At 50.7% G+C, this 25,896-nt stretch carries 21 protein-coding genes; 17 read left to right on the forward strand and 4 right to left on the reverse strand.

Annotated elements, in window-relative coordinates; genetic code table 11:
* Positions 1 to 383: 383 nt before the first annotated feature.
* The 4 genes from ACTQZS_RS13890 (at position 384) to ACTQZS_RS13905 (ending at position 3,817) form a co-directional block, all read left to right on the forward strand.
* Complete coding sequence (locus tag ACTQZS_RS13890; protein ID WP_441476351.1) at positions 384 to 827, forward strand: Hsp20/alpha crystallin family protein; 444 nt, start codon at positions 384 to 386, stop codon at positions 825 to 827.
* A gap of 449 nt (positions 828 to 1,276) precedes the next feature.
* Positions 1,277 to 2,140, forward strand: a complete 864-nt coding sequence (locus ACTQZS_RS13895; protein ID WP_441476334.1) for a sigma-70 family RNA polymerase sigma factor — start codon at positions 1,277 to 1,279, stop codon at positions 2,138 to 2,140.
* A gap of 57 nt (positions 2,141 to 2,197) precedes the next feature.
* Positions 2,198 to 2,425 (forward strand): hypothetical protein, encoded by a 228-nt coding sequence (locus ACTQZS_RS13900; RefSeq protein WP_441476335.1) that lies wholly within the window; start codon positions 2,198 to 2,200, stop codon positions 2,423 to 2,425.
* A 414-nt stretch (positions 2,426 to 2,839) separates the two neighbouring features.
* Entirely contained in the window at positions 2,840 to 3,817 is a 978-nt protein-coding gene (locus ACTQZS_RS13905; protein WP_441476336.1) for a hypothetical protein, read from the forward strand.
* 248 nt (positions 3,818 to 4,065) lie between these two features.
* On the opposite strand, the gene ACTQZS_RS13910 is transcribed toward ACTQZS_RS13905, so the two are convergent.
* On the reverse strand, positions 4,066 to 5,583 hold the full coding sequence (locus ACTQZS_RS13910; RefSeq protein WP_441476337.1) for a chromate transporter: 1,518 nt from the start codon (positions 5,581 to 5,583) through the stop codon (positions 4,066 to 4,068).
* 289 nt (positions 5,584 to 5,872) lie between these two features.
* Here ACTQZS_RS13910 and ACTQZS_RS13915 point away from each other — a divergent pair, with 289 nt between their 5' ends.
* The 7 genes from ACTQZS_RS13915 (at position 5,873) to ACTQZS_RS13945 (ending at position 17,708) form a co-directional block, all read left to right on the forward strand.
* Positions 5,873 to 7,795: an adenylyl-sulfate reductase subunit alpha gene (locus tag ACTQZS_RS13915; protein WP_441476338.1), complete on the forward strand. Its 1,923-nt coding sequence runs from the start codon at positions 5,873 to 5,875 to the stop codon at positions 7,793 to 7,795.
* A complete protein-coding gene (locus ACTQZS_RS13920) occupies positions 7,792 to 8,109 on the forward strand; it encodes a 4Fe-4S dicluster domain-containing protein (protein WP_441476339.1) in 318 nt (105 codons plus the stop codon). The genes ACTQZS_RS13915 and ACTQZS_RS13920 overlap by 4 nt, the downstream gene beginning before the upstream one ends.
* 196 nt (positions 8,110 to 8,305) lie before the next feature.
* On the forward strand, positions 8,306 to 9,208 hold the full coding sequence (cysD, locus tag ACTQZS_RS13925; protein ID WP_441101135.1) for a sulfate adenylyltransferase subunit CysD: 903 nt from the start codon (positions 8,306 to 8,308) through the stop codon (positions 9,206 to 9,208).
* Positions 9,208 to 10,893 (forward strand): sulfate adenylyltransferase subunit 1, encoded by a 1,686-nt coding sequence (locus ACTQZS_RS13930; protein ID WP_441476340.1) that lies wholly within the window; start codon positions 9,208 to 9,210, stop codon positions 10,891 to 10,893. Before cysD ends, ACTQZS_RS13930 begins: the two co-directional genes overlap by 1 nt.
* A 964-nt stretch (positions 10,894 to 11,857) precedes the next feature.
* Entirely contained in the window at positions 11,858 to 13,264 is a 1,407-nt protein-coding gene (gene mgtE, locus ACTQZS_RS13935) for a magnesium transporter (protein WP_441101131.1), read from the forward strand.
* 104 nt (positions 13,265 to 13,368) lie between these two features.
* On the forward strand, positions 13,369 to 15,573 hold the full coding sequence (gene glgB / locus ACTQZS_RS13940; RefSeq protein ID WP_441476341.1) for a 1,4-alpha-glucan branching protein GlgB: 2,205 nt from the start codon (positions 13,369 to 13,371) through the stop codon (positions 15,571 to 15,573).
* A 332-nt stretch (positions 15,574 to 15,905) separates the two neighbouring features.
* Positions 15,906 to 17,708 carry an ammonium transporter gene (locus ACTQZS_RS13945; protein WP_441476342.1) on the forward strand — a complete coding sequence of 601 codons (1,803 nt, stop codon included), beginning with the start codon at positions 15,906 to 15,908 and terminating at the stop codon, positions 17,706 to 17,708.
* A 108-nt stretch (positions 17,709 to 17,816) separates the two neighbouring features.
* On the opposite strand, the gene ACTQZS_RS13950 is transcribed toward ACTQZS_RS13945, so the two are convergent.
* Positions 17,817 to 18,374: a DUF1836 domain-containing protein gene (locus tag ACTQZS_RS13950; RefSeq protein WP_441476343.1), complete on the reverse strand. Its 558-nt coding sequence runs from the start codon at positions 18,372 to 18,374 to the stop codon at positions 17,817 to 17,819.
* A gap of 272 nt (positions 18,375 to 18,646) precedes the next feature.
* Between ACTQZS_RS13950 and ACTQZS_RS13955 the strand changes: the two genes are divergently transcribed.
* The 3 genes from ACTQZS_RS13955 (at position 18,647) to ACTQZS_RS13965 (ending at position 20,991) form a co-directional block, all read left to right on the forward strand.
* A complete protein-coding gene (locus ACTQZS_RS13955; protein ID WP_441476344.1) occupies positions 18,647 to 19,498 on the forward strand; it encodes a DegV family protein in 852 nt (283 codons plus the stop codon).
* A 207-nt stretch (positions 19,499 to 19,705) separates the two neighbouring features.
* Complete coding sequence (locus ACTQZS_RS13960) at positions 19,706 to 20,095, forward strand: hypothetical protein (RefSeq protein ID WP_441476345.1); 390 nt, start codon at positions 19,706 to 19,708, stop codon at positions 20,093 to 20,095.
* A gap of 110 nt (positions 20,096 to 20,205) precedes the next feature.
* Positions 20,206 to 20,991 carry a thymidylate synthase gene (locus tag ACTQZS_RS13965; protein ID WP_441101125.1) on the forward strand — a complete coding sequence of 262 codons (786 nt, stop codon included), beginning with the start codon at positions 20,206 to 20,208 and terminating at the stop codon, positions 20,989 to 20,991.
* 153 nt (positions 20,992 to 21,144) lie between these two features.
* On the opposite strand, the gene ACTQZS_RS13970 is transcribed toward ACTQZS_RS13965, so the two are convergent.
* A complete protein-coding gene (locus ACTQZS_RS13970) occupies positions 21,145 to 21,963 on the reverse strand; it encodes a histidinol-phosphatase HisJ family protein (protein ID WP_441476346.1) in 819 nt (272 codons plus the stop codon).
* A 330-nt stretch (positions 21,964 to 22,293) separates the two neighbouring features.
* Here ACTQZS_RS13970 and ACTQZS_RS13975 point away from each other — a divergent pair, with 330 nt between their 5' ends.
* Together ACTQZS_RS13975 and ACTQZS_RS13980 are read left to right on the forward strand one after the other, a co-directional pair.
* Positions 22,294 to 22,845, forward strand: coding sequence for a CidA/LrgA family protein (locus ACTQZS_RS13975; RefSeq protein ID WP_441476347.1), 552 nt, complete (start codon positions 22,294 to 22,296; stop codon positions 22,843 to 22,845).
* A gap of 15 nt (positions 22,846 to 22,860) precedes the next feature.
* Positions 22,861 to 23,553 (forward strand): LrgB family protein, encoded by a 693-nt coding sequence (locus ACTQZS_RS13980; protein WP_441476348.1) that lies wholly within the window; start codon positions 22,861 to 22,863, stop codon positions 23,551 to 23,553.
* 484 nt (positions 23,554 to 24,037) lie between these two features.
* Here the strand turns inward: ACTQZS_RS13980 and ACTQZS_RS13985 are convergent, their stop codons facing one another.
* Complete coding sequence (locus ACTQZS_RS13985; RefSeq protein ID WP_441476349.1) at positions 24,038 to 24,418, reverse strand: hypothetical protein; 381 nt, start codon at positions 24,416 to 24,418, stop codon at positions 24,038 to 24,040.
* Between the two features lie 86 nt (positions 24,419 to 24,504).
* Here ACTQZS_RS13985 and ACTQZS_RS13990 point away from each other — a divergent pair.
* A partial coding sequence (locus tag ACTQZS_RS13990; RefSeq protein ID WP_441476350.1) for an InlB B-repeat-containing protein occupies positions 24,505 to 25,896 on the forward strand: 1,392 nt, incomplete at its 3' end.

The raw sequence follows: 25,896 nt of genomic DNA on the forward strand, positions 1-25,896 counted from the left end.
TTTAGCCACGGCCTATCAGTCTGTGCACGTCAACTATTGAAAGCGCCGTATACCGAACGGTACGTACGGTGTTGTGAGAGGACGGCGGTTAGTCACCGCCTCCTACTCGATCTTGAAAGAACCCGGGTTCCGTGAGCTTTTCCATGGTCTGATCAGAAAAATTAGAAAATTAGCACTCAACACTTGACATGGCTAACAAATGGTGCTATTACATAATCGTAACAAGAAAGGGTTACATAAGATGAGCGGAAGGGCCGCGGATACAGAGACCCGGAGCGAATCGAACAATGAAAAGAGCATTACAGAAAGCTCAGAAATTACATGCAGGGTGCTTGAGACGACATCCGGACATGCTTTTATGGTAAAAGGAGGTATGACTTATGATGTATTTACCAAGTTTGTTCGGAGAGGATATGGAAGATATGATGGATGATTTTGACGATGAGTTTTTCGGAAAAAGAAATCCGGTGTTCGGGCGTCATGCAAAAAATCTTATGAAGACAGATATTAAGGATCAGAAGGATCATTACGAACTTGATGTGGATCTTCCGGGATGTAAGAAGGAAGATATTGCGTTGACACTCAATGATGGCTATCTGAACATTGCCGCTCAGAAGGGCCTCGGCAAGGAAGAGAAGGATAAAGAAGGCAAGCTGATCAGGCAGGAACGTTACGCAGGCAGTATGGCGAGAAGCTTCTATGTAGGTGAAGGCGTCAAGGAAGAGGACATCGGAGCAAAATTCGAGAACGGCGTTCTGAAAATTACAGTTCCGAAGAAGGAAGATAAGAAGGCGGTTCCGGAGAAGAAGACCATTGCAATTGAATAACAGCCGATGGAATTCTGGCTGTGTATTCTGTCATTACACCGGATGATCAGCCGAGAGGCTGATCGTTCGCGGGTATCAGAATCACAGCGTATACAAGTTTCGGCGGATAATAAACAGATGCAGCAGAGGAAAAAATATCTCTGCTGCATTTTTATGTCTCTCGTTCGCGGGGAATATGGGGTTATAATTAAAAGCACAGAATGATAATAAAAACGCAGGGCGATAATAAAAGTATGGGTTTATAATAATAAGCAGAGAATAAATCTATTCAGAAAGAGAATGAATCTATTCAGAAGGAGAATATATCCATTTCACGCAAGAAAGCGTTCATTGCCAGGTGGAGCAGTAACAGAGAACAGAGTCCGAAGATAAGGCGGAATTCGGCTTGTCTTCGGCAGATATGAAGAAAGCCGACAGGATATGTGGGACGAAATCAGGGAGTAAAGGATATGGGAGAGGACAGGGATTTCACGGATAATCGAAAGGAAGAGAAGCAGCTGACGGAGAGCCTGGAGAAGATGAACCGGGAGAACACGGAGCTGTGCCGCAGAATTCAGAAGGGTGATGTGTCTGCCCAGGAGGAGCTCTGTGAGAAGAACAGAAAACTGGTAGACAAATACGCCTGGTCGTATCACAAGTATTATGGCAACGACCTGGATTTTGAGGACATTGAGAACATGGGGCTTACAGGCCTTCTGCATGCGGCGGAGAAGTACGATCCGGAGAAGGGCGCGTCCTTCAGCACATACGCGACCTTCTGGATACGCCAGTCGATCGTCCGGGGAATCATGGAATCGGGATTTTCGGTCCGGATTCCGGTGCATGTGTTCTCGGCGGTATCGAAGGCATCCGCGATCGACAGCAGGCTCTCCCAGGAGGGTGTGGATGATCCGGACAAACGCAGGGCAATGGTCGCAAAGGAGATGAAGATTCCGGAGGAAAAGGCGGCGTACTATCTGTCTCTGAAGCAGGATTTTTTCACAATGCCTTCCCTGAACAATCCGGTCGGCGACGATGGCGAGACGGAACTGGGAGATATGGTGACCGGGGATGACCACCTTTCCGTGGAGGACGCCGTGGTGCAGTCGGACATCTATAATCGTCTGGATGAGATCGTGGGCACTTTGTCTGACCGGGAACAATATGTCCTTAAGCGCAGGTTCGGGCTGGATGGAAATGAGGTGCAGACGCTGGATGAAATCGGAAAGCAGCTGGGAGTCACAAGAGAACGGGTGCGTCAGATCGAGGCAAAAGCGATCCGGAAGCTCCGCGCGCCAAAGACGATGCTGAAGCTGAAGGATGCGGAGTCGTAAGAAGAATTTCTGAAGCAGAAGTAAGGCGGAGAATTGCGTCACGAGACAGAGCAAAATGTGAGAAAATCTGAAGCAGAAGCAAGGTGGAGAATTGCGTCACGAGACAGAGCAAAATGTGAGAAAATAAAAACAGAACATAGCACAGAAAAACAGAGCATCACACAGAAAAACCAGAGGATAACACAGGAAAAACAGAATAAATACAGAATAAAAAAGAAAAGGAGAATGCCGCGTGGGACATTCTCCTTTTCTTTTTTAAATGAGGGGGAGATAGTGAGTGGTTAATCAACTATCTGAGTAAAAATATACGTGGAAGTTGTGATTAAAATGTGGTGGCTGTCTAAAGAAAATATAAACTTTATCAATTTCAATTTGAGAGACCCGCAAAGCGGAGCCTTCCAGTATTCGGGGCAATCTTGCTTTTGGCTGCTTGATTTTCCTTCCGCATTCTTGGAGGGCCTGGTGTTGAGAAATCGACAGAAAAAATGTATAGTAAGATCAGATCCGAGATCAGGGACAGATGGTATATTTCTGAAGTGACGCGCGAACATACAGCCTGCTGAGCGGATCTTCCGGGCTACACGCGCGGCTTGCAGAGTCTGCTGAGCGGATTCTTCGGGTGACAGGCGTAACTAACTGTTGAGTTTACGGGGCTTCCACTCCGGGGAATGATGAAGAAGAAGCTGAGAGGAACGGGCGATGGATGATTTTTGGGGATGCAGGCATGCACTGTGTCAATACGGGAAGAGACATGGAACTTACGATGGTCTGAAGGAGATCTCGCTGGACAAGGTCGGAGTAAGGGTAGAAAATCACTATTTTATGTATGGAGATTATGTTATCACCGTTGAGGAAAGCATTCGGGAAGCGGATTTGGCGCGGTCTTACAGTGCCTGGATCTCGGAGGATTCCTATTCGGAGGTGCGGCAGTATGTGATCGGTTATCGTCCGCTTTCGGGATTTGAAAGAACAGGGCATGATTACCGGGAATTCATCCGGGAGTCTGTTCTTCAGGACAACAATATTCCCCGTGCGATCCGGAAGCTGAACGCGAAGCTTAGGCGTTTGAATGAGGAAACCTGGGAGAATGACGAGCGGGAGAATGAAGTATATCGTCTCTACGCTGCGCTCCGTGACACCAACGGGGATATTCTCGGATGCTGCCCGGTAGCTTTGATGGATTCCGAGGAGAAAGCAGGTGCGATTGGTGAGTTTCTGCGGTCTCATCAACTGCTTCCGGTAAAAGCATGGGATTTATATCGGGCGTCGCGGGACGCATCGGTTGAATATCGAGCGGCGAGGCTGACCGAGGAGGATATTCCAGAGTACTGGTGCGGGACCGATGAGAAGGTCGTCTTCAGTGCCTGTCTGTTTCGAGACTGTAACGGGAGCCCTGATGATCAGGAATTATACGGCATCAAGCCGGAGTGCAGAATCGACACTGCCTTCTCCCGTGGAACGGTCGCTTATGTCCGTGGAAGAGAACTGGCGGGTGAGATCTGCAGCCTGATGAATGTGATGTCGCTGTATCCCATTGAGATGTATACGGAATTTGATTCGCCGGAACATACGATGACTGCGGGCATCCGGCGGATTGAACCCGGAGAGGTACCGGAGGCGGAGGAAAAACTTCAGAACGGGATTGTGCTTGAGATCATATCGAGCTGGAGAATGTGAGAAATCCACAGATGTTTTTCTCGTTTGGGAAAACATCTGTGGATTTTTGCGTGGAAAGCGGAGCTGTAGAATTGCTTGTGTTCGAGGAAAGCAGGCATATCCGGCCACAGCTTCATGCGAGGATCAGAAGAAGCTGGAGCCATGCCTTATGCGGAGAACAGAAGTAGATAGCCGCCTGGTTCATGCGAAGAACAGAAGCAGATAGCCGCCTGGTTCATGCGAAGAACAGAAGCAGATAGCCGCCTGGTTTATGCGTGGAACAGAAGCAGATTGGATGCCACAAGTCCGATGAGGGATGAGGCGGCAATCATGAAAGGGTTGCTTTTTTTCTTCATGAGAGAGAGATTCAGAACAATGATGCCGCAGGTTACGAGGAATACCGGAAGAACGGCGATGCCGATGGAGGCGGCGGTGTTGAGGCTGGTCTGAATCATTGAGCACATGACGCTGAGCAGAAGACCGGCGATGATGGGACGGATCCAGTGGCCGATTTTCTGAAACACGGTGATGTGCTCCACCGAGTTATAGGCATGATAGACAAGGCAGAATACAAGCCCGGAAGCAACGACGCTGCAGATGAACCCGGCGAATGCTACAGCGATGCCCTGGACGGGTGAACCGTTCAGATTGTAGCCGATATAATATCCCACGCCGGTGAGAATTTTGCTGAGAATCGATCCGGGCAGTACATTTGCTACAGGCACGAGGAGGGAATAGAATTCCCGGTAGGTGACCATCCCGGAGTTGACAAACAGGCCGTCGGCGACCGAGAGATACGCGTCTCCTCCTCCGAAGGAGATGATGGAAGAAAAAAATCCGCGGATCAGATAGAGAGGCGCTTTTTCAGTCAGAAGGAGAGCGGGCAGCGCGCAGACAGCCAGAAGCAGGAGCCAGGCGAGGGTCTCCTTCAGGAAATGCAGAAGATTTTTTCTTCCGGAAAGCAAAGCCCTGTGCGCGCGCAGATCATCCCGAATGCTGAGAATCATTCCTGCGGCTGCGCAGAAATACATAGCAGCAACCAGGATTCTGCGGGGGCCAGCTCCCGGAATGAGGTGAGCATGGCCGGCACTGAGTGCATACAGAGCTACAAGAACGGCAGAAACCGCTGTTTTCCATGGGGTGTTTTTCCCTCCGGTGAAGAGGATCACGAAAAAAGCGAGCCCCAGGATCTGAATGGTAGAGAGTCCGAAGAGATATCTGCCGTTCATAAAGGGAAGATTGCTGAAGGTTTTTCCGCATCCCAGAAAAAACACGGCAAGCATTACAAAGAAGGTTTTCCTGGTGTTGCCGGAGGCTGCATTCCGGGATTCCCGAAGGGTGTTGATGGCGTACAGAAGCAGCAGATAGCTGATAAAAGCACCGACGCCGATCGAAAAGCACTGGATCTCTGTCAGGACCAGGCCATCGGCTCCGGAAAGGAGCGCCAGAATCAGCACCGTCAGAAGCGAGCCGGGAAGGGCGAGCGCCAGGGCGGCAGAGAGCATCCCGGTGATTCCATAGGCGGAAAGACCGAGACCTGTGGCGATTTCGATGGGAAGAGCTCCCGGGGTGATGCATGCCACGAGAGTATCCTCGTCGTATTCCTTCTGAGTTACCAGCTTTGCGTCCTCGACGATTTCCTTCTCCATGACAGGAATCAGGGCGCATCCGCCACCGAAGCCGAGAAAGCCGATCTTAAAGAGCGAGGAAATCAGGGCCGGAAAATGTTTCCGGTTTCTCTTCGCCGCGGTCTTTCTGGTTTTTGCTTTTGTTTGTATCGCAGACATGGATAATCCTCACTAATTTTTACATGATTTCACATAATTCCTATAGACATGATAGGAAATCTATGCTATGATTCTACGATGAAACAGGCAAAAAATCAATAGAAGAAAGACGAAACAGGTAAAAAAGTCGAAATCAGCAGCCGGAAGACGAAACAGATAAAAACAGATAAAAAAGTTGAAATCAGCAGCCGGAAGACAATACAGAGAAAAGGCAAGATCATCGAATCATTGAAAATATGAACAGGAGAATCGCAGACAATGGAATCGCGCACACGCACAGGAGTATCAAATGAAGATTGAAAGAATCAATGCAGATGTACTGATTATCGGAGGCGGTACCGCGGGCTGTTATGCCGCGCTTACTCTGGCGGATCGGAATCCGGAGCTTCGGGTTGTGATTGCGGAGAAGGCAAATATCCGGAGAAGCGGATGTCTCGCTGCGGGTGTCAACGCATTGAACGCGTATATTACGAAAGGGCACACGCCACAATTTTATGTGGACTACGCACTGAAGGATGCGCACGGCATTGCGCGGGAGGATCTGCTTCTAACCATGAGCGAGAATCTCAATGAGGTGACCGCGAAGATGGAGCGGCTCGGGCTGGTGATTCTGAAGGACGAGAACGGCGAGTACGTCAGCCGCGGCAACCGGAACATCAAGATCAACGGGGAGAACTTCAAGCCGCTTCTGGCGGACGCGGTCAGAAAGCTGCCGAATGTTTCCGTGTACAACAATATTAATATAGTAGATCTTCTTCGGGATGAGAAAAGCGGCAGAGTTACCGGAGCCTTCGGACACGGTGTCAAGGAGGAAGTGATCTGTTTCTTCTCCGCGGATGCTACGTTGATTGCGACGGGAGGAGCGTCCGGCATCTACCGGCCGAACAATCCGGGATTTTCCAGACATAAGATGTGGTACAGTCCTTTCAATACCGGTGCCGGATATGCGATGGGAATCCGGGCGGGTGCGGAAATGACGACCTTCGAGATGCGATTTATCGCTCTTCGCTGCAAGGACACCATTGCGCCAACCGGAACGCTGGCGCAGGGAGTCGGCGCAAAGCAGATCAACGCCCTTGGTGAGGTGTATGAGAACAAATATGGGCTGACCACCTCTCAGAGAGTATGGGGAACGGTAGAGGAGAATAAGGAGGGCCGCGGACCCTGTTATCTTCGGACTAAGGGAATCAGCAGATCACAGACGGAGGACCTGGAGAAAGCGTATCTGAATATGGCTCCTTCACAGACGCTGAAGTGGGTGGCGAGAGGCAAGGGACCGGATGAAGAGAACGTGGAGATCGAGGGGACAGAACCCTATGTTGTCGGAGGGCATACCGCGAGTGGCTTTTGGATCGACGACGGAAGACGGACAACGGTTCCGGGACTCTACGCTGCCGGAGATGTGGCGGGCGGCTGTCCGCAGAAATATGTGACCGGTGCTCTCGCGGAAGGAAAGCTGGCGGCGCTGTCCATACTCAGGGATCTGAAGACTTTCCGGGCGAAGATGAAGCCCTGTGAAGAAATAAGGGTGACTGTAGGAAAGGATTCTCACCGTACCAATGAAAGTATAACAAAAGGTAGTGTAAGAGAAGGCAGTATACCAGAAGGCCGGGACAGCATCAACACGGTGATACATCCGGCGTGGGATACACTCACAGACGCCCGGATCCGCAGTGCCGTGAAGGAAATCGAGTCGCACTATACCGACGGGCAGCCGACATCCGGATATACCCCGGAGCAGCTTGAGGCAGATATGCAGGAGGTGATGGACCGCTATGCCGGAGGAATCAGCGAAAGCTACGCGTTTACAGAGGAATCTCTTGCGGAGGCGGACCGGAGGATCGACGGACTGATGCGGAGAGCCGGGGAGATCCGGGTGAACCGGCCCATGGATCTCGCGCATTATTTCGAGACGCGGGAGAGACTTCTCGTGGCGAAGGTGCTGATTGCGCACCTCGGCGCCAGAAAGGAGACCCGCTGGCATTGTTTTGCCGAGAATGAGAGCCATCCCGACAGAGACGATGAGAACTGGCTGAAATTTGTGAATTCCGTCTATGAGGATGGCAGAGTTCGGATGATTTTCCACCCGATCCGGACCGGAATCCGTGATTTCACCGTGGGAACCGGAGAAGAACCGGAAGCGGGAATTGAAGCAGAAGCCACGGAAGGAACCGGATGGAGACAGCTGTTCGGAGAGGAGGCGGCAAGATGAGTATTCGAATCAATGACAGGTGCATCGGATGCGGCCGCTGTGCCGATGTCTGTCCCGGAAGCCTGATTGATGTCATCGGTAAAAAGGCAGTGATGCAGTATCCGGAGGACTGCTGGGGCTGCGTGTCCTGCGTAAAGGAATGTCCGGTCTGGGCCATTGAATTTTTCCTCGGAGAGGACATCGGCGGAGGTTCAGCCTACATGCAGGTGGAGCGGGAAGGAAAGCTTCTGAACTGGAAGTTTTATGATTCGGATCACCGGGAAAAGCCCATCCGCACCATCACCGTGGACAGTACAGATTCCAACAAATACTGAGCAATACAGATCAGGTCACAATGCGACCCGGTTATAAAGAATCAGGTCACAACACGACCCGGTTATAAAGAATCAGGTCACAACGCGACCCGGTTATAAAGGATCAGGCTGCAGCACGACCTGTTTATAAACAATCAGGTTGTAACCCGACTAAGGCATACATCGACCAAGTCATAATAGGAAAGGATGAAATATCATGAGTAATCTTTCGCATCTGGACGCCCTGGAGGCAGAGTCCATCTACATTATCCGCGAGGTCGCGGCAGAGTGTGAGAAACCGGTCATGCTTTATTCCATCGGCAAGGACTCCTCTGTCATGCTTCACCTGGCAATGAAAGCCTTTTACCCGGCAAAGCCGCCGTTCCCGTTCCTCCATGTCAACACGACCTGGAAGTTCAAGGAAATGATCAAGTTCCGTGATGAGACGGCGAAGAGACTGGGCATCGACATGATTGAGTACATCAATCAGGACGGCGTGAAGCGGGGAGTCAATCCCTTCGATTACGGGTCATCCTACACGGACATCATGAAGACGCAGGCTCTGAAGCAGGCACTGAAGAAATACGGATTCACCGCAGCCTTTGGCGGAGGACGCCGTGACGAGGAGAAGAGCCGCGCGAAGGAGAGGATTTTTTCCTTCAGGAATGAGGCGCAGGCATGGGATCCGAAGAACCAGCGTCCGGAGATGTGGAAGCTGTACAACACAGAGATCCGTAAGGGAGAATCCATCCGTGTATTCCCGATCTCAAACTGGACGGAGGCAGATATCTGGGAGTATATCAAGCGGGAAAATATTCCGATTGTGCCGCTGTATTATGCTGCCGTGCGGCCCTGCGTCGAGCGCGACGGACAGCTGATCATGGTGGACGATGACCGCATGCGTCTGAAACCGGGCGAAAAGCCGATGATGAAGAAAATCCGTTTCCGCACGCTCGGATGCTATCCTCTGACCGGAGGATTCGAGTCCGATGCCGACACACTTGACAAAATTATTGCGGAAACACTGTCTTCGGTAGAATCCGAGAGAACCACCCGGGTCATCGATAAGGACGGGGGAGAAGCCAGTATGGAAAAACGTAAGAGAGAGGGGTACTTCTGATGAGCGATCTTTTGAAATTTATCACATGCGGCAGCGTTGATGACGGAAAATCCACACTGATCGGACATATTCTCTATGACTCGAAGCTTCTGTACGCGGATCAGGAGAAGGCTCTTCTCCTGGACTCCAAGGTCGGATCCACGGGAGGCGACATCGATTACTCCCTTCTTCTGGACGGCCTGATGGCAGAGCGGGAGCAGGGAATTACCATCGACGTGGCATACCGCTATTTCACCACAGATAAACGTTCCTTTATCGTTGCAGACACGCCGGGACATGAGGAGTATACAAGGAACATGGCTGTCGGCGCCTCCTTTGCGGATCTCGCGGTCATCCTGATTGACGCCACACAGGGAGTTCTGGTGCAGACGCGCCGTCACGCGAGAATCTGCGCGCTGATGGGAATTCACTATTTTGTGTTCGCTGTCAACAAAATGGATCTCGCCAATTACAGCAAGGAGCGCTTTGACGAGATCACCGAACAGATCCATGTGCTGGCAAATGAACTTCACCTCCGCAATGTGCAGATCATTCCGGTGTCCGCAACGAAGGGCGACAACATCACGAAGAAGTCCGCAAACATGCCCTGGTATGATGGCCCGGCGATTCTCGAATATCTGGAGAATGTCGATGTGACAGAGAAGGGACACGAAGAGGGATTCTACATGCCGGTGCAGCGTGTCAACCGTCCGGATCATACCTTCCGGGGATTTCAGGGACAGATTGAGGCGGGAACCGTCCGGATCGGAGACGAGCTTACGGTTCTGCCGTCCGGCGAGAAGGCAGAGGTGGAGCGCATTCTGATCGGAGACAAGGACGCCGAATCTGCGGACGAGGGCCGTCCGGTGACCATCTGCCTGAACCGGGAAATCGATATTTCCAGAGGGTGTGTGCTGGAGAAGGACAGCAAGATTGCCGTATCCAAGGTCTTTGACGCGACACTTCTGTGGATGGATGACGCAAAGCTGGCGGACGGAGAGGATTTCTTCGTCAAACTCGGAACCAAGAAAATCGGCGGTTTTATCCGCAGGATTCTGTACAAGACAGATATCAACAGCGGCGAGCAGGTGAAGGCGGACACGCTGGAGAAAAATGAGATCGCGCTCTGCGAGATCGTCCTGGATGAGGCGATCCCGGTGGATTTGTTCCGCAACCACAAAACCATGGGCGAGCTGATCCTCATCGACCGGATCAGCAATATGACGGCAGCCTGCGGCGTTGTGGAAAAACTTGTGAATGAGGAAGATACCGGCGTCAGAATCTCCGGCGGAGATATCACCGCAAGAGTGAACGTATTCGACGAATTTTTCTTCAACGAGAAGCATGACGCAATCGAGAATATGGGCGTCGAGGAGAAGGAATACGAGGTTGGAGATTCCTTCCCGGTCAAGGGCGAAAGCTACGAGTACCCGAACTATTTTGACATTCTGGCTGTGGATTCCGGCGCGTACGTGCAGATCCGCGATGAGAGAGTGGCTGAGGTTGGCGCCATCGAGAATTACAGATACACCGGACTTCCTGCGGTGAATGCGAACGGATTCGCGGTAGGAATCACAAGTCAGAAGGATTTCGAAAACTTCCTGAAAGACCGGAAGAGCATGGACCGTCAGGAGTTCAACGCGAAATGGCTTACCTTTGAGACATACCGTCGGATTATCTTTACCGGAAATTCGTGGAGCATCTGAAACAATTGCTCAAATGAATCATAGCTTTTATGATCCCGCCAGGCGCTTACAGGGCCAGGCGGGATTTGTCTGTCTCTGAGTCTGATAATTTGCTGGGTTTGATTGGCTGCGATTCAGAGAGAAACGATTGCAATTATGCTGGAACAATTGCGATTGAGCCGGAACGGCTGCAATTGTGTCAGAACGGACTTTACAAACAAAATGGCAGGTGTTACAGTTAATGCGATTGATAAATTTTTTATAAAATCTATCCGAAAATCTATCCGATAGATGGTTCGGCTTTTCTAATTAAAAGGGAAAAGCTGTGGGTCTGGCGGGTTAACAAAGAAAAGAGGTGGAGCAGATGGAAGGCTGTGATGGTGAAGGCCGAAGTCCTTATCACATACCGAAGGAATTGCAGATCGTGAGGAATGCAAGTCACAACGGGCAGCCGGAAGCTGTTCTTTCTTTTTTGTGCTTTTCATATCCTCTGTTTTTTTGAGTCTTCATTTCTGATCTGCAATTCATTTTCGTATACATCCAAAAAGACATTTAATTTCATACAAAACCGCAGCGCAGAGAAAATGTATCAGTGGAATTGTCTGAATGACGGCTGAATCGGAGCCTGGACCTGATTGGAGTGTCGGCTGAGTCAGAGCATAGATTTCAATTCCGATTTCTTTCAGGGCCCTTGGTGCAGGAACATTGCTGTCGAACGGAAGGTCTCCGGGGATTGCGTTTGGAACATCAGGTGAAACGCTTCGCCGGTATGAGCGTACGCGAGAGCAGCTGTGCATGAGATTGCGCGTGACAGGCGGCGCGTGAGGACGATGCGCGTGAGAGCAACTGTGCATGAGATCGCACATGACGGGCGGCGCGTGAGGATGATGTGCGTGAGAGCAACTGTGCATGAGATCGCGCATGACAGGCGGCGCGTGAGGATGACTGTGCATGAGTGAGGCTGCGGATTGGGAAAGGGGAAGGAATGAGCAGAGAGGAAAAAAAGACAGAGATGACTGCTACCGGATATGAGAAGGAAATTCTGGATGTCATCCGCAGTAAGAATTCTCCGAGAGTGATCCGGGACAGGCTGCAGGATTATCACGCGAACGATATCGCGACGGTTCTTCCGGAGCTGGATAAAAGAGAGCGGCTGTCGCTGTACCGCATCATGCGTACAGAGGATCTGGCGGAGATGCTGGAATATACCGATGAGGATGCCGAGGAATATCTAAATGAGATGGATCCGAAGAGAGCGGCTACGGTTCTGGAGGAGATGGAGCCGGCGACGGCAGCGGATATTCTGAAGAACAGCGATTCACAGCAGAAAAGAGCCTGGCTGGAGCTGATGGATCCGGAGTCCAGAGAGTCGATTCAGGTACTGGCTTCCTACGATGAAGACACAATTGCGAGCCGTATGACCACCAATTTTGTCACACTGAACTGCAGTCTGTCCATCAAGGAGGCGATGAGCTCGCTGATCGAGCAGGCGGCGGAGAACGACAACATCTCCGTGATCTATGTGCTGGATGACGACGGTGTGTACTACGGAGCCGTTGATTTGAAGGATCTGATTATCGCGAGGAACGGAACGAGTCTGGAGGATATCACGGCTACGGCATATCCGTATGTGTATGCCGACGAAAAAATAGAAGATTGTCTGGAAAAGATCAAGGATTATTCGGAGGAGTCCATACCGGTTCTGTCGGACGACAACCGCATCCTGGGTGTCATCACCTCGCAGGATGTAGTAGAGGTTGTCGATGACGAGATGGGTGAGGATTACGCAAAGCTCGGTGGTTTGTCCGCGGAGGAGGATCTGGAGGAGCCGGTGAAGCTCAGCGTCAGAAAACGTCTTCCCTGGCTGGTGCTTCTCATGTTTATGGGGATCGGCGTATCTACGGTCGTCGGTCTTTTCGAGACAGTCGTCCAGAAGCTCACCCTGATCATGGCTTTCCAGTCTATGATTCTGGATATGTCCGGTAATGTGGGAACACAGTCGCTTGCCGTTACCATTCGTGTCCTCATGGACGAGCATCTGACCGGAAAGCAGAAGCTTCATCTGGTTGGAAAGGAAATGACCGTAGGATTTTCCAACGGTTTTATTCTGTGTATGGTTTCGTTCGCTGCGATCGGATTGTATATCATGGCGGCGCGGCGCATGCCACCGACTACGGCATTTGCGATCTCGGCCTGTATCGGTCTGTCTCTGCTTCTGGCAATGCTGATTTCAAGCTTTGTAGGAACAGCGGTTCCGATCTTTTTCAATCAGGTCGGGGTGGATCCGGCGGTTGCTTCTGGTCCGCTGATCACAACGCTCACGGACCTTGTCGGAGTTGTAACGTACTACGGACTTTCCTGGATCATGCTGGTCAATGTGCTGCACATGTGAGAGTGTTATGTGTCCGGCAGCAGAGAACTGTCGGGTGATATCGGTGATTGGCTGGTGCCAGCTGTAATTTTGCAGAGAGATATATGTATCGAGAGGGATAAACGATGGATTTACAGGATTTCTACAACGGAGAGGAATTTAAGGCCTTTGAGTACCTGGGCGCTCAGTGCGGGAAGAAGAGCGTGGTATTCCGCACCTATGCACCGAATGCCGACGCGGTTTCCGTGATCGGCGAGTTCAACGGCTGGACGGATACGCCGATGCAGAAGGTGGAAAACGGGCAGTTCTGGGAGGCTGAGGTGGATAACGCCAAGCCGGGACAGATGTATAAGTTCCGGATCTACGGCCCGGACGGGAATTTCATGGACCATGCCGATCCGTACGCTTTTTTTTCGGAGAAGAGACCGGGAACGGCGTCTGTAATCTATAACCGGAAGGGCTATGAATTCCATGACGCAGACTGGATGTGGACCAGAAGGGACCGCACGAAGGAACCGCTGAATATCTATGAGATGCATATGGGTTCCTGGAGGAGGAAGGATGACCCGGAGATTCACGCGAAAGAGCTGGATGAGGCGAAAACGCAGGGGATTGGCATCGATGTCTCCGACGGGTGGTACACATACGATGAGATTGTGGGCCAGATCATCCCTTATCTGCTGGAAAATCATTACAACTATCTGGAGATCATGCCGCTGAACGAGTATCCCGCCGACGAATCCTGGGGCTACCAGTCGCTGGGATTTTTCAGCGCGACATCAAGGTACGGCAATCCGGACGGACTGAAGCGGTTGATCGACACCTGCCATCAGCACGGGATCGGCGTGATTCTGGATGTCATCACCGTGCATTTCGCGGTGAATGATTATGGTCTGTGGAAGTATGACGGAACACCGCTGTATGAGCATGCGTTTGCCGATAAGAGCACCAGCGAATGGGGCAGCTGCAACTTCAACCATTCCAGGGGGGATGTGCGGAGCTTTCTGAATTCCGCAAGCGAATACTGGCTTTCAGACTTCCATTTTGACGGACTTCGCTTCGACGCGGTGGGAAATCTGATCTACTGGAAGGGGGACGAAAATCTCGGCAGAGACGAGAACGCGATTGTGTTCCTGCAGAATATGAACCGCGGATTAAAGAAGCTTGACGGGAATGTCCTTTTGATCGCGGAGGATTCTTCTGCCTATCCGGGCGTTACAAAGCCCGTGTCGGAGGGAGGACTCGGATTTGACTACAAGTGGGACATGGGGTGGATGAACGACACCCTGAATTATTTCCGCACCCCGCCGCAGAACCGTTCCGCAGAGTACCATAAGCTGACCTTTTCCATGCAGTATTTTTATAATGAAAAATATCTGCTTCCCCTGTCGCATGATGAGGTGGTTCACGGAAAAGCAACCATCATGCAGAAGATGGCAGGCGATTACGCGGACAAGTTCCCGCAGGGAAGAGCGCTGTATCTGTATATGATGACACATCCGGGCAAAAAGCTCAACTTCATGGGCAATGAGATCGGACAGCTCCGTGAATGGGACGAGAAGCGGGAGCAGGACTGGTTCCTGACGAAGTACCCGATTCATGACGCGTACCACAGACTGACGGTTGATATGAACGAGATTTATATGAAGCATTCCGCCTTCTGGCAGAAGGACTATGACCGTCTCGGGTTTCAGTGGATTGAGGCGGATGACACCGCTCAGAGCGTCTATGTGTACCGGAGAACCTCTGACACCGAGGGAATTCTCTGCTTCTTCAACTTCTCCGACAAGGAGCAGACCTATTATTACAGGCCCACAGGCGATGAGAATCTTCATCTGCTGATCGACTCGGACGATTGCATCTATAACGGCACGACGCCGGAAGATAAGCTGGAGAAGCTGATCCGTGTGAGAAAAAAGAACGGAGCCGTGCCGGTGACTCTCGCTCCGTATTCCGCAAGGCTCTATCAGGAGGTGATGCCGGCCCTGGATCCGGACGAGAAAAAAGCCGGACAAGCCGGCAGGGCAGGCTCTTCGGGTAGCGGAGCAAAGATAGCAGATCCGGCAGGCGGCAGGACAAAAGCGTCAGGTCAGGCAGAAGGCGGGACGAAGGCATCGGCTCCAGCAGAAGGCAGAGCGAAAGCGTCAGGTCCGGCAGATGGCAGGACGAAAGCAGCGGTTCCGGAAAATGGAGGGACGGAAGCATCGGATCCGGGAGAAGGCAGAGCAAAGGAAGGGATTTCGGCAGATCGAGGCACATCACGGCAGTCTGCGGGCAGGAAATCTCGGCGTACGCATTCCGGTCACGGAGAAAACCGCAAAGATAAGTAAGAAAAAGCAAAAATACGCAAGAAGGGAGATTAATAGCAGAAATAAGAGCTGCCTACTTCAAATTAAGCATTTTCAATTTGGGGTAACATGCTTATAATGTGACCATGTACAGAGAGGTACCGATTTGTCGGTATCTCTCTTTTTTTACGCGAACAGTGAGCCGCAGCCGAATGCGAAGTATTCGTGTGCGGTGAGCGTCGCGATAGCGAGATAAAACTCGCACAGCGTGTTTTATCTCGTTGTATAAGCCCGGGCATGCAGGCCGCGGAGCAGCGGAGCAGCCCGGAGGACTTATTTCATTCGTTCTGTATTCGATTTCGGGAGGAGAACATATGGATTACAGTATTACAGACACTTTATGGGTTTTTCTGGCGGCGATCCTCGTATTCTTCATGAATCTTGGGTTTGCTTCCGTTGAGGCTGGCTTCGCCAGATCCAAAAACACGGTAAACATTCTGTCAAAGAACTTTATCGTCTTCGCGATTTCGTCTCTGGGCTTTATTCTTCTGGGATGGGGCCTGATGTTCGGGGGAACCGGCGGGTTTGTCGGAACCTCGCATCTCTGGGTTCTCGGAAACGCGGACCTTTCGTTTTATGACAATACGCTGACCAGCGCGGTTCCGTTCTGGGGCAAGTTCTTCTTCGAGCTTGTATTCTGCGGAACAGCGGCGACGATCGTATCCGGTGCCGTGGCGGAGAGAGTCAAATATGTGTCCTTCATAATTTTTTCCTTTATCCTGACACTGCTGATCTATCCGATCATCGGACACTGGATCTGGGGCGGCGGCTGGCTTGCACAGATCGGCTTCAAGGATTTCGCCGGTGACACCGTGGTGCATTCTCTCGGAGGATGGTCAGCGCTGAGCGGAGCTCTGATCCTCGGACCCCGTATCGGAAAATATGACAAAAATGGCAAACCGAGGGCAATCCCGGGGCACAACATGTCTCTGGCGGTTATCGGACTTTTCGTTCTCTGGCTTGGATGGTTCGGTTTCAACCCGGGCTCTACCATGACCTTCCAGAATCCCTCAGATGTCATGCACATCCTTATGACCACAAACTCATCCGCCATCATGGCGGTTCTGACATCCACGATCACAGCATGGATCGTAATCGGCAAGCCGGATCTCGGCATGACGGTTAACGGATGCCTGGCGGGACTTGTAGGAATTACCGCAAGCTGCGCGTATGTAACGGTTGGAGCATCCATGATCATCGGTGCGATCGCCGGTGTCATCGTGGTATTCGCGGTCGGCTTTTTCGATAAGCTTCATATCGATGACCCGGTCGGCGCGTGCGCGGTTCATCTGTGCAACGGCGTCCTCGGAACGGTGGCGGTCGGCCTGTTCTCGTGCAGGGGAGTCACAACTCTTTCGACAGAAAACGGACTGTTCTACGGCGGCGGATTCCATCTGCTCGGGGTAGAGCTCCTCGGCATTGTCGCAGTCGGAGCCTTCAGCTTTTTTGCATCGTTTGCGGTGTGGCAGATTCTGAAGCACACCATTGGAATTCGTGTCACGAAGGAGGAAGAGCTTCAGGGTCTGGATATCGGCGAGCATGGAAACGTTGCGTATCCGGATTTCGCTCCGGCGACAGCTACTGCCTTCAACACGGAGATTGATGATGACGATGAGAGAAAGTACGGAAGCGGAAAGATTGCGGCTACTATCGGCGGAAGCACACCGGCGGAGATGAAGAAGGCGGCAGGTGCGGAGGCAAGTGTTCAGGAGGCTGTTCCGGTCACAAGAGTGGAGAGAGCCGGCGCAAAGATCACGAAGGTGTCCATTGTGGCCAACCAGACACGGTTCGCGGAGCTGGAGGATGCACTGGAAAATATTGGCATCACCGGAATGACGGTTACCAACGTCTTTGGACACGGCATGCAGAAGGGACATTCGACCTACTTCCGCGGCGTACCGGTGGAGACGAGACTTCTCCCGAAGATCAAGCTGGATGTGGTCATCTGCAAAGTATCCTCTGAGGAGCTGATTGATACCGTTCAGAAGGTATTGTATACCGGCAGATACGGAGACGGAAAGATTTTCCTGTACGATGTCGAGGATGTCGTAAAGATTCGTACCGGCGAGCATGGATATGACGCTCTTCAGGATGATCCGGGAGCGCAGGACGACTGACAAAGGGCAAGAAAGAGATTATAAATGGAAAAGATCCTGTATCAGCGGATGATGGAATTTTCATCCGAAGATACGGGATCTTTTGCTGCGTCCTTTATTCTGCGTCCTTCAGTCGGCATCCTTTGTCTCACCGCCGGCCTTGTCTTCTCCATTTTCCGCCAGCTGGGCGTAGTAAAAGTAGCGGTCCATGTAGATCTTGTGGGAAATCGTGATGACTGTATTGCGAAGCAGAATGTGCCCTTCGGAGTCATCGGTTGATGCAGGTGGTATTCTGTCCTCTGCTCCGGTCATGTGGTGCAGAGCCTCTTCCATCTTCCTGCGGAACTGCTCATAGGAATATTCCGTGTCATAATCCTTCTCCTGAATCGCAAGAAGAAAACGGATTTCCTCCAGCGAGAGAACGCATTTGGTAACCGCGATGAAAAACAGAAGGGCAATCTGCTCGCGGTAATACATCTTGTGAATCGGATTCGGTATCAGTTTATGCTTTACATAGTTGCTGACCATGGATACGGTCAGCGGATCATCGCGGATCGGATCCAGATAATCATTGATATATGCGACCACCTGCTTCAGATAGAGTCCGACGTTCGGAATCTGCGTATAAGCAGGCATCTGAAAATCATTCAGACTTTCTGCAATCTGTTCTTCGCGTGTGGTTGGCATCTGTTTCATCTCCCGGAACTGAATATAAGTGCGACTGGACTTATTATGCATGCAGCTTTCTGTGCCTGCTTGACGACGGCTTTATACAGTATATTTTATTCTATTGTGTGAGTCAAGTGAACCGCGTGTGCGGTTTTTGAAAAACTTGACAACGGGTATTTGAGAAACTATGATAGGGACAGAACTGATATTGAGTCAACAGGATACTTTTGCACGGGAGGGTGGTGCGAGGGTCTCGTTTCGCGGCCGCTGGGCGGCTGCAGGGAGTGATTATGCAGGAGAAGATTATTGTAATGGCGGATTCTTGCTGTGATGTCGGCAGGGATTTACAGGAGAAGTACAACATCCGGGTTCTGCCTGTTCATGTGATTTATCCGGAGAGGGAGTACGAGGATGGTGTGGACATTGATCCGAAGACCATTTATGAGAGTTTTCCGGATGAAATCCCGACGACTTCTATGCCGTCTCCGGGAGAGATCCTGGATTTTCTGGAGAAGCTGAGAGAGGAAGGATATACACACTGCATTTCGGTGAATATCTCCGATCATCTGAGCGGAACGGTCAACAATGTGCAGGCGGTCGCCGGTGAGGTGGAGGGATTGACAACCTATGTATACAATACAAAGGATATCTCTTTTGGAAGCGGTGTATATGCGGTGTATGCAGCAAAACTGGTGAGGGAAGGAGTTCCGTTTGACGAAATCTGCAGAAGGATGGAGGAGAAACGTGAGGACTCTCATCTGATGTTCTATATGGACACTCTTGATTACCTGAAAAAGGGCGGACGAATCGGGAATGTCGCCTTTATGATCGCCAATGTGCTTCATATGAAGCCAATCATCGCCTGTGATCCGGACGGAGTGTATTATACCGTGGCGAAAATCCGTGGCGCCAGAAAAGGAAAGCAGAGAGTTATTGATGAAATCGCGAAGAGAGTGGGGGACAGGAAGTGCTGGCTGGCAGTCCTTCACGGAGATGATGAAGAGGAGGGAAAGAGGACGGTTGAGATGATCAGAGAGCGGATCCCTCAGGGAGAGCTGATCTACTTTAACCAGATTAACGCCTCCCTTGCCGTGAACACCGGCCCCGGACTGATTGGAGTACTTGCCTTTGTGGAGCCATAAGCCCGGCCTGAAAGCCCCGCTGTTGCAGTTCGGCGGGAACAATCGTATAAAAGTGCACTAAAATATTTTTGAATTTCAGTAAATTTGTTTCAGGACAGTGGCTTGACCGTGTGAATCAAACTGCTTATAATAAGAATAATGAAGCATTAAAGGATAACCGTCAGTCATCGTGGGGCTGGCGGTCTTTTTTTACAAGGATTCGGAAGCATGTGTGAGGAGAAGCTTTTTGACAATCCGAAAGAGGCGAGAGATGCGCTGTATTATTCGATCTATCCGGATCAGAACGGAAAGATCTGGATCAAGTTCTTCGGTATCTTTCGCTATGACTGGAATTTTCCATCCAAACCATGGAAACTGCAGGAGTACTTCGGCGCGGATTTTGCGTACGAGGATTTTCTGAACATGACTCCCTCGGAGCTGCATGAGAACCTGTCTGAGATCAGGGATACGGTGGGTAATTTCTCGGATGCGGAGGTCCTGTACAGCATGAATCATTTTTTTACAACATACTGCATGCCTCCGGACGCGGGCAGGGTAACGAAAATGCCGCTGGATCATCTCACGGATCGCACGCCCTGCGGTCTGTATGTGACCTGAGCGGGAATATTGTTCGGCGGAAAATTGTCGGACCGCGCAAAATGATTTGCGGAAGACAATATTATCATATAGATTTATTTCAATTGATATGATTGGGAAAGGAAGGACAGATGACCGATTCGTTATATGATTTCGATATGGATGAGAAGATAGTATATGGAAGAAATCTTCCGGAAGCCTATCACAAGGCACTGCTGGCGCTGGATGAGAGCGGACGTGTGAACGACTGCCCGGACTGGAACTGCCGTCAGAAGGAGCTTTCCATGACCATGTGTGTGGCGGAGCCGCTCAGCGAGCCAATGATTTCAAAGTGCTTTATCGGCGGACCGAAGGAGCTGGAGCAGTATCGTCAGGAGATGCTGTACGGCATCCTGGATTTTGAGGTGGAAAAGGGAAACTGGGTGTATACCTACCATCAGAGATACGCGGATCAGATTCCCTTTATCGTGAGTGAGCTGAAGCGAAATCCCGGCAGCCGCCGCGCGGTTATGACGGTGCGGGACAAGCAGGCCGATATGGGAAGCGATGATCCGGCATGCCTGCAGCACATCCAGTATTTCATCCGGGAAGGCAGGCTGTGCTGCAAGGTTCTGTTCCGGTCTAATGATGCCTGCAAGGCTGCTTACATGAACGCGTTTGCTCTGATCATGCTGCAGAAGATGATCGCGGACGAGCTTGGTGTTGGCGTGGGAAGCTACACACACCGCGCGAACAGCTTCCATTGCTATGACAGGGACTTTGAGCTTCTGGAAGGATATGTAAAGCGCATTCGGAAATCCATCGAGGAGGATGACCCGGATGAAGTGACCTTCGATTACGAGGATGGCTGGGACGAGATGATGGAGGAGGCAAAACCCGCCATCGCGGCACAGGTTGAAGAGCTGAAGCACAACTGAAGCGTAAGGGGAAAAAGAAGCGGCAGCGGGAGAAGAATGAAAGCAGTAATGGGAAAAGAACGGAAGCAGTAACGGAAGAAGAACGGAGGCTTTACAATGAGCAGAGACACTGGATGCGGTATCCGGTGTCTTTATTTTTTTATAGCCGGCTTCTCACCGCAGATCCATAATTCTGTGAAAAGAGGGGGTCCGCTTCTCAAAGGTTGTGAGCTCCCGGAAGCCGCATTCATATGCAATATCCTGTCCGGCTCTGAGAAATGCCCCGACATCTTCGGGACGGTGGGCATCGGAGCCAAGCGTGAGAATCCGGCCTCCGCAGTCGTGGTACAGCTTCAGAAGTCTGGGGGTCGGCATGGTGGTCTGCATGGACTGGCGGAAGCCAGACAGATTCAGCTCGATCCCCCGGTCTCTGCGGATGATGACGCGATAAAGATTCTCGATCTTCTCGAGAAACTGTTCGATATTCACAGCGAAGCCTGCCTCTGCCATATAACGAAGCGGATAGGTGATGTGGCCGATGACATCATAATCATATTCAGAGGCATATGTCGTGAGAAGATCCAGATACTGATCATAGACCTGAACCGGGTCATGCTTGCGGAAGTTGTAATAGTAGACATCCAGATCATTGTCCATCTGGTGCACCGATCCGATAACGAAATCAAGCTCCGGATGATCGGAGAGGAACCTGCGGCCTTCCCGGGGATTTGACATCGGCTGTCCCAGTTCGGCACCGATGACGACCTTCAGCTTTCCGGCATAACGGTCCTTCGCGTCTAACAGGTCCGGATACAGATGGCCGCAGTCCAGGATATAGCTGTACTTCTGCAGATGAAAGATGTCCATATGATCGGTTATGGCAAGCTCCGATATGCCACGGCCGATTGCCGCCCGGCACATGGCGTCGATCGTCGCATGGGGAGCACCGTCAAAGGAAAAACAGGTGTGGGTGTGGTAGTCCGTGAAATACATGATTCAGATTCCCCTTTCTGTACAACGGAAGGCCGGCCGGCGCATGACGACAGTCATGCGTGCGCAGCGGTCATCCATGCGGAGCATTTGCAATGCATATGTTCGTGATGCATGTATTTGTGATGCATAAGATTGTGATATCTGTATTTATAGCAGTTGTATTCCGTTCGCACAACAGTATAGCATGGATATTCGGCGGTTTGAGAGAAAATCCGAAAAAACAACTACTTGAAGTCAGATTCTGACGAGTTATTTTCGAAGGGATCTCCTATTATGTAAAAGATATTTATCGCACAAACACTTATCGCAGCACAAAGGGGAGAAACAGTCATGAAGTACATGAAACAGTTTGCGATCATTCTGGCAGTATCCTGCATCGGAGAACTCCTGAATCATTTTCTGCCGCTTCCGTTTCCGGCAAGTATCTACGGCCTGGTGATCATGCTTATTCTGTTGATGACACACATCGTCAAGCTTCCGGATGTAGACGAAACAGCGACCTTCCTGGTGGATGTCATGCCGATGATGTTCATTCCGGCGGGCGTAGGCCTGATCACGGCATGGCCGGATCTGCAGCCGATCATCATTCCGATTCTCGTGATCACGGTTGTGAGTACATTCCTCGTCATGGGAGTGACCGGAAAGGTAACCGATGCTCTGGTGAAGGGAACAGAGACCGGCGAAGAGAAAGAGCTTGCTGATGAGATCAGTGAGGATCTTGGGAGGATCAAATCCCTGCAGGAGGATGTCACGAGAAAAGAAGCTGCAAGGGTACTGGTGGAGGAAGAAGAATCCGAAAAGCCGTCCAGACTTGGTGAGGAACTGAGCCGGAGAGCTTCAAAGGACCAATTTGAGAAGAAGAACAAAACTGAGAACAGATAAGAAGGAGAAAAGATCATGAATAACGTAATGCTGTGTTCTGCTACTATCGGTTTTGTCATCAGCCTGGTCACCTACGGATTCGGCGTCTGGCTCCATGACAAGACAAAGCTCGATATCATGAATCCGCTGCTGATCTCGATCGCTCTGACAATCGTGATTCTGCTCGCCTGCAAGGTAGATTACAAAAGCTACAACGACAGCGCAAAATATCTGAGCTACCTGCTCACACCTGCGACCGTCTGCCTGGCAATTCCGCTGTACAAGCAGATGGCTCTGTTAAAAAAGAACTTCCGGGCGATCCTGATCGGCGTCCTCGCAGGCTGCCTTACCTCCATGGGATCGGTACTGGTCATGAGCAAGCTGTTCCGGCTCTCACATGCAGACTATGTCACCCTTCTTCCGAAGTCCATCACCACGGCGATCGGAATGGGAGTATCTGAGGAACTGGGCGGCGTCGTAACAATTTCTGTTGCGGTCATTATTGTCACCGGAATTATCGGAAATGTAATTGCTGTCGGAATGAGCAAACTGCTCAACATCAAGAGCCCGATCGCAAGAGGGCTGATGTGCGGAACCTCTGCTCATGCCATCGGCACCGCAAAAGCCATGCAGATGGGAGAGATCGAAGGAGCCATGAGCTCGCTCGCCATCGTTGTATCTGGACTGATGACTGTCATACTTGCAAGCTTCTTTGCGATGCTGGGATGACCACGCAGGAACATATAATCGCACATCATCAGGATCATCAGGCATAATTGTGATCTTCTTCGGAATTCTTTTATAATCAGAAAATACATATCAGAAAAGGCCTCACAGAACGCGCCCTGGGTAGCATATCACCCATAAAGAGACGCATCTGTGAGGCTTTCTTTAAAGATCCGATTATTCTGAGTATTTGTCAGAAGACGGCAGGCTGTCGATGATATCCTGAACGGTTCTGATGGGTATATGAAGCTGGTCGGCAATCATCTGCGGATTCTTCAAAGCGATGGTCGCCGGTCAACACGGACAGAAGCTTCAGGTTTGGAATTTGTGAATATCGGATGAACTATGGATATACTTCCTGATAAGAAGCGGGGCAGGGTATTCGAGCAGCGGTCAGGCGACGGAAATGAGGAAATTCCCAAAACGCCGCCCGGAAGATGATATTTGAGCATTGAACTGGCAACGTAAATAGTGAATGCTTTACATCTCACGCATTTCCCCTGCGTGATATGTGAAAATCATCTCTCTGTCCATCATCCACGGCCAGCACCAGCAGCAGGATCGGATTTGCCTGAATCTCGATCAGGTGATGCTCGCTGACACAGGCAACGATGATCAGAAACAGCAGAAAGAGTTTCATGTGATCGCCTGTTTTTCGCTCGCGGTTGGCAGAAATAACCAGAATCATCAGCATGGCTAGTTCATAGATGAACGCGTAAGAATAGGAGTGCCAGGACAGCAGAAGGCTTCCGCACAGAAAGGCGGCCAGAACTTTCTCCCGCGTCGTCCAGACATCGTCCGAAGCTGCCGGAAGAGGAAAGATATTCCATATTCCATATGATTGATAGCATGCTAATATTATTTGCACTACATTTTATTTTGTGACATAATAATTGTGTATTTATTGTGAACAAGGTGGAAAGTGAAAGGTTGAAATAGAAGGAGAATGATTTCATGAAGAAACACAGGTGGTTAGCTATCGGACTATCGGTTTTTGTCGCAGGAAGCTGTGTACCTGCGTGGGTGACGCCGGTGACAGCAGATGCGGGAACACAGCAGGCAGTGATATCGTCGTCAAGTGCGGACACAGATGCAAAGCAGACGGTATCATCGTCGGGGGATCAGGATGCAACGGCTGGGGAGACAGTGACATCGCCGTTAGATCAGTGTACAGATGCAGGGCAGGCGGTGTCCTCATCGTTCGATGAGGAGACAACGACAACACAGGAGGAACCATCGTTTTCGGCGGAGAAAGCAACTACACGGAACAATGCAATGAGAAGCTCTCTGGCATCTGTTTCAGATACGTGTACTGTCACTTTCGATGGAAATGGCGGAAAATGGTACGATGGTGCTGATGCTCCATTAACGTGGGAAAAGCAGTTCGTCAAGGGCTCGAACTGGTCTGACACATACACAAGCGGGTGGCGGGAAGGCTATCTTTTCCGGGGATGGAGTACGGATAAGAATGCTTCTAAGCCGATGTGGACTTACAGCAACTACCATTCCCTGAAAATTGATTCAAATATTACGCTATATGCTGTCTGGGAGGCTGGATATAGAATTACGTTTAATGGAAACGGTGGAAAAGTAGATGACAGTGATTCTGCACCGTCAAGATGGATACAAGAGGTTAAAAAGGACTCTCCGATAGGTTATACAGGTGCCTGGAGGAAAGGATATGTATTGATCGGATGGAGCACAGATCCGAAAGCGGCAAAGCCGGAGTGGTCTTTGGATGAATTTTCATCGATGATACCGAAGTCGGACATGGAAGTTTATGCCGTATGGGCAGAAGCCTACACATTCACTCTCGATGGAAATGGTGGAAGATTTCAGTATGATAATGCATCGAGCTGGAAAAGTCAGATCCTGCGGGGGTCACATCCGGAATATTACATAACTCCATTGAGAGAGGGGTATATACTCAAGGGATGGAGTACAGACAAGAAGGCTTCTGAGCCAACATGGACGTACAATAATTTCAAATCCATCACGTTAAATTCGGATATGACTCTTTACGCCGTTTGGGAAGAAGGATATCACATCACGTTTGATGGAAACGGCGGCAGGCTGTATGATGGAGATACTGCACCGTCAACCTGGATGACGGATGTTGTAAAGGGATCTAAAATCGGTTATTCAGATGCATACAGGAAAGATTATGCATTAAAAGGCTGGAGCACCGATAAGAATGCGACAGAGCCGGAATGGACAACTGAAGAACTGTCATCTGTGACACCCGATTCAGATATGACACTGTATGCTGTATGGGCGACAGGATATAAAATTACGTTTGATGGAAATGGAGGAAAAAATAATTACAGTGACGATGCGTCGTCAAGA

The organism is Bilifractor sp. LCP19S3_H10 (assembly GCF_052119185.1).
GTDB lineage: Bacteria > Bacillota > Clostridia > Lachnospirales > Lachnospiraceae > Bilifractor.